Annotated in this window: 10 protein-coding genes; 2 read left to right on the forward strand and 8 right to left on the reverse strand. The window is 62.5% G+C overall.

Translation table 11 applies throughout. The annotated features are described in order from the left end of the window. Window positions 1-21: 21 nt before the first annotated feature. From M1E02_RS12900 to M1E02_RS12925, 6 genes are all read right to left on the reverse strand, one after another. Entirely contained in the window at window positions 22-582 is a 561-nt protein-coding gene (locus M1E02_RS12900; protein WP_479374657.1) for a hypothetical protein, read from the reverse strand. Further along, a complete protein-coding gene (locus tag M1E02_RS12905; protein ID WP_479374658.1) occupies window positions 579-1196 on the reverse strand; it encodes a DUF402 domain-containing protein in 618 nt (205 codons plus the stop codon). The genes M1E02_RS12900 and M1E02_RS12905 overlap by 4 nt, the downstream gene beginning before the upstream one ends. After that, complete coding sequence (gene dxs / locus M1E02_RS12910) at window positions 1193-3166, reverse strand: 1-deoxy-D-xylulose-5-phosphate synthase (protein ID WP_479374659.1); 1974 nt, start codon at window positions 3164-3166, stop codon at window positions 1193-1195. Before dxs ends, M1E02_RS12905 begins: the two co-directional genes overlap by 4 nt. 198 nt (window positions 3167-3364) lie before the next feature. Then, window positions 3365-6208 (reverse strand): aconitate hydratase, encoded by a 2844-nt coding sequence (locus M1E02_RS12915; protein ID WP_479374660.1) that lies wholly within the window; start codon window positions 6206-6208, stop codon window positions 3365-3367. 162 nt (window positions 6209-6370) lie between these two features. Then, complete coding sequence (locus tag M1E02_RS12920) at window positions 6371-7738, reverse strand: class I SAM-dependent RNA methyltransferase (protein ID WP_479374661.1); 1368 nt, start codon at window positions 7736-7738, stop codon at window positions 6371-6373. Then, on the reverse strand, window positions 7735-9711 hold the full coding sequence (locus tag M1E02_RS12925) for an APC family permease (protein WP_479374662.1): 1977 nt from the start codon (window positions 9709-9711) through the stop codon (window positions 7735-7737). Before M1E02_RS12925 ends, M1E02_RS12920 begins: the two co-directional genes overlap by 4 nt. 173 nt (window positions 9712-9884) lie before the next feature. Between M1E02_RS12925 and M1E02_RS12930 the strand changes: the two genes are divergently transcribed. Continuing rightward, window positions 9885-10556 (forward strand): potassium channel family protein, encoded by a 672-nt coding sequence (locus M1E02_RS12930; RefSeq protein ID WP_479374663.1) that lies wholly within the window; start codon window positions 9885-9887, stop codon window positions 10554-10556. Beyond that, window positions 10557-11315 (forward strand): potassium channel family protein, encoded by a 759-nt coding sequence (locus M1E02_RS12935; protein WP_479374664.1) that lies wholly within the window; start codon window positions 10557-10559, stop codon window positions 11313-11315. On the opposite strand, the gene M1E02_RS12940 is transcribed toward M1E02_RS12935, so the two are convergent. Next, window positions 11282-12136 carry a DUF3159 domain-containing protein gene (locus tag M1E02_RS12940; RefSeq protein WP_479374665.1) on the reverse strand — a complete coding sequence of 285 codons (855 nt, stop codon included), beginning with the start codon at window positions 12134-12136 and terminating at the stop codon, window positions 11282-11284. The genes M1E02_RS12935 and M1E02_RS12940 overlap by 34 nt on opposite strands. Beyond that, window positions 12133-12444, reverse strand: coding sequence for a hypothetical protein (locus M1E02_RS12945; protein WP_479374666.1), 312 nt, complete (start codon window positions 12442-12444; stop codon window positions 12133-12135). Before M1E02_RS12945 ends, M1E02_RS12940 begins: the two co-directional genes overlap by 4 nt. Window positions 12445-12467: the final 23 nt, after the last annotated feature.

Here is a 12467-nt window from a genome sequence, read left to right on the forward strand (position 1 = left end):
CCAGTGGTTTGATACCCCCTATTAGAGGGTAAAGCCCGAAGCTGGTTTGGGCGAGTGCTTAAGCCTGAAAGCTTCCGGATCAGTGAACGGGGCTGCCCCGATACTGAGCTTGGTAAAGTCCAGGTCTTCGCCGCGAATGCAGACCTTGATGGCATTGACTGCTTTGTTCACGTCGGGGCAAAGGCAGAAAATATTGAGCTTCGAGTTTCCGAACTCGGACCGGTCCACAATGCCGAGACCCCGCCAGGCCAGATGGCTGATGAGCGCGTCCTTGGCCTTCTCCTCCAGATAGCGATCCCGGTCGGTGCCGTCCTTGGTCTTGAGGGCATATTGTGCCACTACCCAGAACTGCTCCTCATCGGGGATTTCCGCATATCCGTCCTCTGCGCACTGGGCGGCGAAGGCTGCCATGAGTCCCTCTGCTGCCTCGGCATCGGCGACGTCGGTCTCTTCAGTTTTGCTCTGGTGGCCAACCACGCCGTAATTCATGACCAACTGGCTGTAATCCTCATCGAACCAGACCTCCCTGAAATTCAGGATTCCCTCGTCGTCGCGTTTATAAACCCTGATTATTCCGCTCATGCGCGTCCCTTCGTGAACCAATCGACGTCGGTGCCGTCGAAGGGTGCCTGCTGTGCCTTGACGGCCTGATAGAGCTGGTCCGCGGCACTCTGGAGGGATTCCACCAGATGGGCCGGGTAATTCATGGCGAGGCGGTGCTCCGCAAACTCGTCTTCGTCATCGATATAAACCCCGCGGTCAGCCGTGAGCACCACGTCCAGGTCCATGTCGATCACATGGAACTCGGTGACGCCTGGCCGGATGGTGCTCCACTCATGGGCAACGGCGAGGTCCACGTATACCCGGACGCCGTTCGGGTGGGCGTCATCGTAGAAGGTGGCCACCCAGTCGCCGGAGCGTGGAATGAGCAGCACAGCATCGGACTCTGCGTAAAAGGCAGCTCCCGGCCGCGAGCAGAATTGGTTGGTCCCTTGGAAGATCCACCAGCCGTGGTGGTCCTCACCAAGGTATCTTCCCGGTACAACCCAGTGGGCTTTACCGTTCCATTTCCTGTTCCGCGCCACCACCAGCTGGCCAGGTTCCAGGCCTGCCGGAATCCGGGTTGTGCTTAGATGCTGCCTGGTCTCCCCTTCTCCCCATGCGCCCGGATACTTGAGCCGTTCCTCTTCCCTCACAGTTTCGGCAGGCTGCCGGTAGTGGGGTGCTCCTGGCCGGGAAGGGGACGGGCGAAAGGCACCTTGGTCCCCAGAACCTGGGCTACGACGTCGTGTGTTATCTGCTGGGCAGTCAACCCCACGCGGGCCAGGACCTGGCTCCGTGAACCGTGGTCCAGGAACTCCACAGGCAAACCAACCTCGTTCAGGGCGGTGTCCACTCCGGCCGCACGCATCTCCTGCCGGATCCGCGAACCCACACCTCCGGCGCGGACGCCGTCCTCGATGCAGATCACCAGGCGGTGCCGTGCCGCCAGAGCAACGATGGACCGGCGTACGGGAAGCACCCAGCGAGGGTCCACAACGGTAGAGCTGATGCCTTGGGCGCCGAGCCGGTTGGAGACGTCGAGGGCAAGTTCGGACATGGCGCCGACGCTGACAATCAGGACGTCGTTCTCGGTGGAGCCGGACGGGCGGCGGGCTAGGACATCTACGCCGTCGCCAAGCCGCTCGATGGCCTCTACCTCGGCACCCACACTGCCCTTGGAGTACCGGACCACTGTTGGTGCGTCGTTGATGGCCACGGCCTCGCGGAGCTCCTCCCGGAGCCGCGTGGCGTCCCTGGGGGCCGCCAGGTGCAGCCCGGGAACGATCTGCACCATGGCCATGTCCCACATGCCGTGGTGGCTGGCGCCGTCGGGTCCGGTGACGCCGGCGCGGTCCAGCACAATGGTGACGCCTGCCTTGTGCAGTGCAACGTCCATCAGCAGCTGGTCGAAGGCGCGGTTAAGGAAGGTGGCGTAGACGGCCACAACAGGATGGAGCCCGCCGAAGGCCATGCCGGCAGCAGACGTCAGCGCGTGCTGTTCAGCGATGCCGACGTCGAAGACCCGCTCCGGGTGCCGCTCGGCGAACTTGTGCAGCCCGACGGGGATGAGCATGGCGCCGGTGATGCCGACGATGTCCGGCCTCTCATCGGCGATGTCGGCGATTTCGTCGGCAAAAACGGAAGTCCAGGATTTGGCCCCTACCGGATCCGTGGGCTCCCCTGTCTCGGGGTCGATGATCCCGACGGCATGGAACTGGTCAGCCTCGTGCGCGCGGGCGGGCGCGTAGCCGTGGCCCTTCTCTGTCATGGCGTGCACAATGACCGGTCCGCCGTAGTGCTTGGCGGTCGACAGGGCGTGCTCCATGGCCTGCAGGTTGTGGCCGTCAACAGGGCCGATGTACTTCATGCCGAGATCTTCAAACATGCCCTGCGGGGCCCACCAGTCTTTAACGCCCTTTTTCATGGCGTGCAGGCTCCGGTAGGTGAACTGGCTCAGAGTGCCGCCGTTCTGCAGCCTCTTCTTCCACCAGTCCATGGCGCCTTCGTAGGCGGGCGCAGCGCGGAAGGAATCGATGGTGGGCCGCAAGGACGCGAGGTAGTCTGCGAACCCGCCTACGGTCGCTGCATAGGAGCGGCCGTTGTCGTTAACGACGATCACCACACGGCGGCGCTTATCGGCAGCAATATTGTTGATGGCTTCCCACGCCATGCCACCGGTGAGGGCACCGTCGCCCACTACCGCGACGACGTAACGGTCGCCCTGGCCTGTCAATTGCCGGGCGCGGGAAATTCCGTCGGCCCAGGACAAGGAGGAAGATGCATGCGAGCTTTCGACAATGTCGTGCTCGGATTCGGCGCGGTCCGGGTAGCCGGAGAGGCCACCCTCCTGGCGCAGTGTACTGAAATCCTGGCGGCCCGTCAGCAGCTTGTGGACATACGACTGGTGTCCGGTATCAAAAACAATGCTGTCGCGGGGGGACTCGAAAATCCGGTGCACGGCAATGGTGAGCTCCACGACCCCCAGATTGGGACCCAGGTGGCCGCCGGTCTGTGAGACGCTGCCGATCAGGAAACTCCTGACTTCTGACGCCAGTTGTTCCAACTGTTCGTCAGAAAACTTACTCAGGTCTTGCGGATCCCGGATGGTGTCCAAAATTCCCAACGGCCCCTCCTTCGGATGATAGACATGCCGTTTAACTCTAACGCCTCAGACTCAAGCGGCGTGCCGTGGCAACCGAAGGCCCCGGCGGTCTTGGACCGGCCGGGGCCTACGCTGGTGCGGCTTTGCACTCACTCTGTTCTCCGCACAACGCGGAACTCAGTCTGGTGCAGTCGCCGGGTACAACTCAATGTGTGCTGATCAGTTCGAGGAGATCTGGCGCAGCACGTACTGCAGGATGCCACCGTTGCGGTAGTAGTCCGCTTCACCCGGGGTATCGATGCGGAGGACGGCGTCGAAGGACTTCACCGAACCGTCTTCAGCGGTAGCTGTGACCTTCAGGGTCTTTGGAGTGGTGCCTTCGTTGAGGGCGGTTACACCTTCAACCGCGAAGACCTCCGTGCCAGTCAGGCCCAGCGTCGCCGCTGACTCCCCTGCCGGGTACTGCAGCGGCAGGACGCCCATTCCGATGAGGTTGGAGCGGTGGATGCGCTCGTAGCTCTCGGCAACGACTGCCTTGACACCCAGCAGCGCGGTGCCCTTTGCGGCCCAGTCACGCGAGGAGCCTGAACCATATTCCTTGCCCGCGAGGACCACCAGCGGAGTGCCCGCTGCCTGGTAGTTCTGCGCGGCATCGTAGACGTAGGCCTGCGGGCCATCAGCCTGCGTGAAGTCGCGGGTGAAACCACCCTCGACGCCGGCGCCGTCGTTGAAGCCGGAAAGCAGCTGGTTCTTGATGCGGATGTTGGCGAACGTGCCGCGGATCATGACTTCGTGGTTGCCTCGGCGTGAGCCGTAGGAGTTGAAGTCCTTGCGCTGCACACCATTGGCCAGCAGGTACTGTCCGGCCGGAGTATCCGACTTGAAGGAACCGGCGGGGGAAATGTGGTCCGTCGTTACAGAATCGCCCAGCTTCAGCAGCACACGGGCGCCGGCGATGTCAGTCACGAGCTCCGGCTGTGCCTTCATACCCTCGAAGTACGGGGGCTTCCGGACATACGTGGAGCTCGGGTCCCAAGCGAAGGTATCGCCGGCGGGGGTGTCCAGGGCCTTCCAACGGTCATCGCCGTCGAACACACCCTCGTAGCCGCGGGCGAACATGTCCTTGTCGATCGAGGAATCAATAACCTGCTGGACCTCGACCGGGTTGGGCCAGATGTCCTTCAGGAACACATCGTTGCCGGCTTCGTCCTGCCCAAGCGCATCGGCTTCGAAGTCGAAGTCCATGGTGCCGGCCAGGGCGTAGGCGATGACCAGCGGCGGGGAAGCCAGGTAGTTCATCTTCACGTCGGGGTTGATGCGGCCCTCGAAGTTGCGGTTTCCGGACAACACCGCAGTGACGGAAAGATCGTTGGCCTGGATGGCCTCCGAAACTTCGGCTTCCAGCGGTCCGGAGTTGCCGATGCAGGTGGCACAGCCATAACCGACGATGTAGAAGCCAAGCTTCTCCAGGTACGGCGTCAGGCCGGACTTCTCGTAGTAGTCGGTGACTACCTTGGAACCCGGAGCAACAGAAGTCTTGACCCACGGCTTAGCCGAGAGACCCTTGTCGACGGCGTTGCGGGCCAGCAAAGCGGCGGCGAGCATGACCGAGGGGTTGGACGTGTTGGTGCAAGACGTGATTGAGGCGATGGCGACAGCACCGTGATCGAGTTCGAACTCGCGGCCGTCGGCGGTCTTGACGGAAACGGCTTTGGAGATCCGGCCGGCCGCACCGTGGGCAGCGGAGTAGACCGGAGGTTCGCGGTCCGTATCCGTTACGTGGGAGTCGGGCTGGGTGAACGACGGAGCGTCCGAGGCCGGGAAGGTCTCCTCGAGCGACTCATCCACGGTGCCGGCGTCGGCAGCGTGGGAGACGTAGTTCAGGAGGTCGTGACGGAACTCGTCCTTGGCGTTGATGAGCTCGATGCGGTCCTGGGGACGCTTCGGACCCGAGATCGAGGGAACAACCGTCGACAGGTCCAGCTCAAGGTACTCCGAGAAGCGGATTTCCTTGGAAGCGTCGTGCCAGAGGCCCTGTTCCTTCGCGTAGGACTCCACAAGCGCCACGTTCTCGTCTGAGCGGCCGGTGAGGCGCAAGTAGTCGAGTGTGACGTCGTCGATCGGGAACATTGCGGCGGTGGAACCGAATTCCGGGCTCATGTTTCCGATGGTGGCGCGGTTGGCCAGCGGCACCGCGGCAACACCTTCGCCGTAGAACTCCACGAACTTTCCAACAACACCGTGCTTGCGCAGCTGTTCGGTGATGGTCAGCACGACGTCCGTGGCGGTGGCACCGGCCGGGATGGAACCCGTCAGCTTGAAGCCCACAACCCGCGGGATCAGCATCGAGACAGGCTGGCCGAGCATCGCTGCTTCGGCCTCAATGCCGCCGACGCCCCAGCCCAGTACACCCAGGCCGTTGACCATGGTGGTGTGCGAGTCGGTACCGACGCAGGTGTCGGGGTAGGCACGAAGAACGCCGCCGACTTCGCGGGTCATGACGGTGCGTGCGAGGTATTCGATGTTGACCTGGTGGACGATGCCGGTGCCCGGCGGAACCACCTTGAAGTCATCAAATGCGGTCTGGCCCCAGCGAAGGAACTGGTACCGCTCGCCGTTGCGCTGGTACTCGATCTCCATGTTGCGCTCAAGGGCGCCGGAGTTGCCGAACGCGTCAATCTGTACGGAGTGGTCAATGACCATTTCCGCGGGAGCCAGCGGGTTTACCCTCTTCGGGTCACCGCCCAGCTCCTTGACGGCCTCGCGCATAGTGGCGAGGTCTACTACGCAGGGCACACCGGTGAAGTCCTGCATAATGACTCGGGCCGGTGTGAATTGGATCTCTGTATCGGGCTGGGCGTCAGGATCCCAACCCGCCAAGGCACGGACGTGATCGGCAGTGATGTTCGCGCCGTCCTCGGTCCTCAACAGGTTCTCTAGCAATACCTTGAGGCTGAACGGAAGGTTTTCTGCACCTTCAACGGAGTTCAACCGGAAAATTTCATATTCGGTTCCGGCTACATTAAGTTTGCCTTTTGAACCGAAACTGTCCACTGTGCTCATCGCAGGACTCCTCTCGCAACAGTTTCATCTTTGTCGCGCGGTAGACCGCTTGCTAGTTAGGTCCTCCTAATTACTGCTAATTAGTCAAGGACTTAAGAATTGCAGGAGGTCAGCCGTGATTACGGCTCGCGACGCGGGACTACTACGCTCATCCTAGTGGCATCATCCCCCGGGAGTCAGCAACGCCGCAGTCTCCAGGTGATGGGTGTGGGGGTAAAGGTCAAAGGCCCGTAGCTGCTGCAGGGCCCAGCCCCGGTCCTGGAAGTAACCGAGATCACGTGCAAAGGACGCCGGGTCACAGGACACATACGCGATGGCCCGCGGGGCTGCATCAACCAGCTGGCCGACCACGGCCTTCCCGGCCCCGGCACGCGGCGGGTCCAGAACCAGTGCGTCAAAGTTCCGTGGTTTGTGGCGAAGCACCCGCTCCACCTTTCCCTGCACAATCTCCACCTGGGGAGCACCGTGGAGGTTCTTCCTCGCATCGCGGCTTGTGCCGGGGGCACCTTCGATCGAAAGCACGGAGCCCGTTGTGCCAACAATGTCCGCCAACGCTGCCGTAAAGAGCCCCGCACCGGCATAAAGGTCGGCAACGACGGCCCCGGCGTCGAGGAATCCGCCGTCGTGAAGGAAGCCGCTCACCGCTCCCACCAGCGTTTCAGGTGCGTCCCGGTGGATCTGCCAGAACCCGTCTCCAGTCACGCGGAAATCATGGCCGACGGCGGTTTCCTGCACCCAGGTGCGTCCCCTCAGCTGCTTGAGATCGCCCGTGACGGGATCGACGGACGCTACCGATACGTCGTCGGGGAGTTGCCCAATGATCGCGCTGATCCGTTTCGTCTTGGTTCCCGGGGCGGGCGCCAGCAGCACCAGACGCCGTGATCCATTGGCAGGGGCGGCTACCTCCACCCGCTCAATGCCCTGAAGATCGATGTCCCAGAGTTGAAGTGAAGTGATGCCTTCGACAGCCAAGGGCATGTCCTGGATGGGCATCACCTGGTCGGAGCGATGGGCGTGCATGCCGAGCTTGCCCCCGGCGGTGACTGCAAAGCTCGCACGTGTGCGCCAGGCGAGTCCGGGGACGCCGGTGTGGGCAGGCGCACCGGCGTGGGCAGCAGCGGCCCCTACCGGTTCAACCTCGGTGACGAGCTCGATGCCGGCGAGCCGCTTGAGCTGTTCAGCGAGCACGTCCCTTTTGAGCTGCCGCTGGCGTTCCAGCGCTACATGTCCGAATTCAGCCCCGCCCACCGGAGGATGTCCGTGCGGCCAGGACCGCAGTGAATCTGCCACATGCCAGAAGTGCGGAACGCGGTCAGGGGACCGTTCAAGGACCTCGACGACGTCGGCCCGCCAGAATTTGGAGGACTCCCCCGCGTCGGTCAGCCGGATCCGGACCTTTTCGCCGGGGATTCCGTGCCGGACGAACACCACGCGGCCTTCATGCCGGGCTACGCAGTGGCCCCCGTGGGCAACTGGTCCGACGTCGACGATGAGGTCCGCCGGGGTGCGGGTCTGGGTGGCGTGGGTCATTGGATATCCTGCAGTTTCTTGGCTTCCTCGGATGATTTCAGCTGCCAGGGAACGCTGGCAACCATGACTCCCGGTTCAAAGTGCAGCCGGGTCTTGATGCGGAGGGCAGTCTGGTTGTGGACCAGCTGTTCCCACCATTTACCTACGACGTACTCCGGGATGTAAACGACGATGAGGTCGCGGGGTGAATCGCGCCGCATGTTCTTGATGTATTCCATGATCGGAGTGACAGTTTCCCTGTACGGGCTGGCCAGCACCGTCAAGGGGACGGGAATCTCGAGTTTTTCCCAGTCCGCCAGGGTCTGTGCTGTCTCTTCCGGGCTGATGTCCACAGTGACGGCGTCCAGGCGCGAGGGGCGGGAGGCACGGGCGTAGGCCAACGCGCGCAGCACGGGTTTACGCACGTGTGACACCAGCAGGACGGCGTGAACACGGGTGGGCAGTGCGCGCGGCGAGGAGTCCTCATCAACCGCCAGTTCCTTTGCCACGTTGTCGTAGTGTGCCCGGATGCTCCACATGATGAGGAAAAGCACGAACATGGCCAGGAGCGCAATCCATGCTCCCTGCTCGAATTTGGTGATCAGCACGATCGTGAGTACGAGCGCCGTCATGCCGAAGCCGATGGTGTTGATGGTCCGGGACTTGATCATCCGCCTGCGTACGGCCTTGTCCCGCACAAGCTTCAACTCCCGGCCCCAGTGCCTGATCATTCCGAGCTGGCTCATGGTGAAGGAGATGAACACGCCCACAATGTAGAGCTGGATGAGCCTGGTGACGTCGGCATCGAACGCCAGAATCAGGACAAGCGCCCCCGCGGCCAAGGCCAGGACGCCGTTGCTGAATGCCAGTCGGTCTCCCCGCGTCCGCAGCTGGCGGGGCAGGTATCCGTCCTGAGCGAGGATCGAGCCAAGAACCGGGAACCCGTTGAAGGCTGTGTTGGAGGCGAAAATAAGGATAACTCCAGTGGCAGCCACCACGATGTAGAAGAAAATTGACCCGTTGCCGAAGATGGTCTCGGCAATCTGTCCGATGGCCGGTGTCTGGATGTAGTCAGCCGGCGGCGCCTTGCCATCCACCAGGAACTCGGTAGCGGGATCCAGGACGATGTGCACCTTGGTTGCGTTGGCCAGGTAAATGATGCCGGCGAGCATGGCGGAAGCGATGACTCCCAGAAGCAGGAGCGTGGTGGCGGCATTCTTGCTCTTGGGCTTCTTGAAGTTGGGTACGCCGTTGCTGATCGCCTCAACACCAGTCAGGGCGGCGGCTCCCGAGGAGAAGGCGCGCAACAGCAGGAAGGCGCCGGCCAGGCCAACAAGGCCCTCGTCGAATCCCTCTGCCGGAATGATGGTGAAGTTGGCCGACGGCGCTTCGCCCAGCTGGCCGGTGGCGGCCTGGAACAGGCCCACGGCGGTCATACCCAGGATGGAGGCCATGAAGATGTAGGTAGGCACTGCAAAAACCGTGCCGGCTTCCTTGATGCCGCGCAGATTCACCAGCGCCAGGATCACGACGCCGATCGAGGCCAGCATCGCCTGCTGCCCATGCAGGGAAGGCACAGCCGTGGCCAGGTAGGCGGCCGCCGACGACATTGAAACGGCGACTGTCAGAACGTAGTCCACCAGCAGTGCGGAGGCCACCGTCAGGCCGGCATACTTGCCAAGATTTACGTTGGCAATTTCATAGTCACCGCCACCGGACGGATAAGCGTGGACGTTTTGCCGGTAGGACGCCACCACGGTGAGCAACACCACCATGACGGCAAGGCCCACCCAGGGCGAAAATGCGACGGCGCTGACGCCCGCCAGCGCCAGGGTGAGGAGTATTTCGTCCGGGGCGTACGCCACTGAGGACAACGCGTCAGAGGCAAAAATGGGAAGAGCGATCCGCTTTGGCAGGAGGGTGTGGGCCAGCCGGTCGTTCCGGAAGGGCCTCCCCACGAGCACCCTCTTCACGGCGTTCAGAATTGTCAGCACCAGACAAAGCTAGTCGGATTCGGGCGTGATGTCATGACGGCCAACGCCCGATGCCGGATATGACCCGGCTCCCCGCCCCGCCTCCGCTGACCGGCACCGGCCGCGCTGACCGGCACTGCCCCTGCTGCCGGTAGAGTCGTACCGGCAGCAGGATAAGCAATAAGGAGGAACCGGTGGCCCACTTCGTCATCATGGGTTGCGGACGTGTAGGGGCGACGCTCGCGCACACGCTGGAGGATGCAGGCCATTCGGTGGCCATCATCGACCAGGACGACCGCGCCTTCCGCCGCCTTCGGAGTGGCTTTTCGGGACGCAAAGTCACCGGGGTAGGGTTCGACCGGGAAACCCTCAAGCAGGCAGGCGTTGCTGATGCCTATGCATTTGCGGCCGTTTCCAGCGGTGACAACTCCAATATCCTTGCCACCAGGGTAGCCAGGGAAACTTTCCATGTTCCCCATGTTGTGGCCAGGATCTACGATCCCGGGCGGGCCGAGATCTACCAGCGGCTTGGGATCCCCACAGTTGCAGCGGTCCGCTGGAGCGCGGACCAGGTCTTGCGGCGCATACTCCCTGAACAGCACCTGGCAGGAGATTTCCGCGAGCCTTCAGGCAGGCTTGTACTGGCTGAGATCGAATTGGACCCTGCATGGGTCGGACACCCTCTGACCCAGATCGAACGGGCGGCCGATATCAGGATTGCTTATCTGACCCGGTTCGGCGAGGGAGTTCTCCCCACGGCCGCAATGTCCTACCAGGACGGCGACACCGTCCACGCCATGCTTCGGGTGGAGCGCAGCGCCGAAGTGGCGCATCTCCTGGCCAAAGCACCCTTGAAGGAGTCCTGAGTGAAAGTCGTCATTGTCGGAGCGGGAAGCGTTGGTTCCTCGATTGCCCGCGAACTCCTGGCCCACAAGCACGAAATCCTGCTTCTTGACCTGAAGCCGGAGGTGATCGGCCGAAGCGGATTGCGCGGAGCGCACTGGCTGGTTGGGGATGCCTGCGAGCTCAGCACCCTTCAGGATGCAAAGCTTGAAGATGCCGACGTCGTGGTCTCTGCCACCGGAGATGACAAGGTCAACCTCGTGGTATCCCTGCTGGCAAAAACCGAGTTTGGTGTCGGGCGCACGGTGGGCAGGGTCAACAACCCCAAAAACGACTGGATGTTCAATGATTCCTGGGGAGTGGACGTAGCAGTCAACACCCCGCAGCTCATGACCGCCCTGGTGGAGGAAGCAGTGGAGATCGGTGACCTTGTCCGGCTCCTCACGCTACAGACGGGAGTGTCATCCCTCGTCGAATTCACCGTGCCTCATGACTCGTATGCCATTGGGCTGACGGTTGGAGACATTGATTGGCCTGAAGACTCCACGCTAGTGGCCATTCTGCGCGACCAGGCACCCATCACGCCCACCCGGGATGACGTCATCGATGGTGGCGACGAACTGTTCTTCGTCACCACCATCGCTGCGGAGGATGAACTGCGCGCCCTGTTGTCCCCGGAATCGGTCGAGGACCAAGAGGACGGTGCCGCAGCTGTTTCAGCTGGTGCGGATCAGGCCATGGAGGTTGGTCAGGCTCCCGAGGACGACGGCTTCGAAGGCTGAGCGCTTTCGGCGTCAGGCAATGGAACAGGCTTTGTGATCAGCCACGCCACCCAGATGCCGAGGATGTAGAGGGGCGCGCCCATAATAAGCCGCATGGTGGCCAGTGCCGCGAGGCCGTCCTCCCCCATGAAATACAAGGGAACCTGAACCAACAGGCGAAGCGCGAGTACGGCGACAATCACCCACGTGCCCAGGGAGTAAGCACGGACGCGGACGGGGTCCTTGCGCCAGTCCAGCCCTTCGTTGCGGATGAATCCAAAGAGCAGTCCGGCCACCGGCCACTTAACAGCAATGGAAATGATCATGGCGACTATGTAGGCGCCGTTGGTGAAGAAACCCGGGACGTAGAAGTCCTCAGCTTTCCCTGTGGTGTTGGCCAGCCACGCTGAAATGCCAACGCCCACAATCCCGGCGAAGGCCTGGGTCAAAGGCCGCCTCTGGATCAGCCTGGCAACGGTGAAGAGGGCAGCCGCTGACAGGGCAGCGGCAAGCGAAACCGTCAGGTTGGCAGTGACTGTGAACGCCACCAGGAAAACGAGGCCGGGCAGGATGCTTTCCGCAATTCCCTGGACGCCGCCCGCTGTCTTGAGTACATTGATGCGGCCGTCGCTGTGACGGTGGAGTCCTGCCTTGGCCGCGTAGCCCTCCGCAAGGGCAGCCACGGTTGGTGAGGGGGTGGCTGAATCAGGATTATGGGCATGGCCACCGGAGACCGGCGGGAGCAGCGATGGGTCCTGGGACGCTTCCTGTGACTGCCCCTGAGGCGGCTTTGGCGCCGCTGGGGGCACTGCTGCCGGACGGGGCGTTTCGGACTCGGTCATTCGTGCTCCTGGCGGGAAAGTATTTCATAGCGGGGGTTGAACATGGTGGGAAGACCGTCCCGAAGGGTCAGCATTCCCTGCAGCTGCAGTTCCACGCCGGCAGCAATACCGGGGACCCTGCGTCGGCCAAGCCAGGTGACGCGCAACCTGGCAGGAAGTGCAGAATTACCCCCCTTGACCCTGCTTGCAGTGGTATGGCGGTCCCGGACCACTGCTGTAAAGGAGGCGACGTCGGAAGCGGGAACAAAGGTCACGGATTCGATGAATCCGTGACACACCACTCTTCCCCTTTCCGGCAGTTCACTCACTGACAGAACGGGTCCTTCCGGTG

This window comes from Arthrobacter sp. Z5-13 (assembly GCF_056499105.1).

Coding starts and splice junctions, on each gene's coding strand:
- M1E02_RS12900 (WP_479374657.1), bottom strand. CDS start 582: ATGAGCGGAATAATCAGGGTTTATAAACGCGACGACGAGGGAATCCTG.
- M1E02_RS12915 (WP_479374660.1), bottom strand. CDS start 6,208: ATGAGCACAGTGGACAGTTTCGGTTCAAAAGGCAAACTTAATGTAGCC.
- M1E02_RS12920 (WP_479374661.1), bottom strand. CDS start 7,738: ATGACCCACGCCACCCAGACCCGCACCCCGGCGGACCTCATCGTCGAC.
- M1E02_RS12940 (WP_479374665.1), bottom strand. CDS start 12,136: ATGACCGAGTCCGAAACGCCCCGTCCGGCAGCAGTGCCCCCAGCGGCG.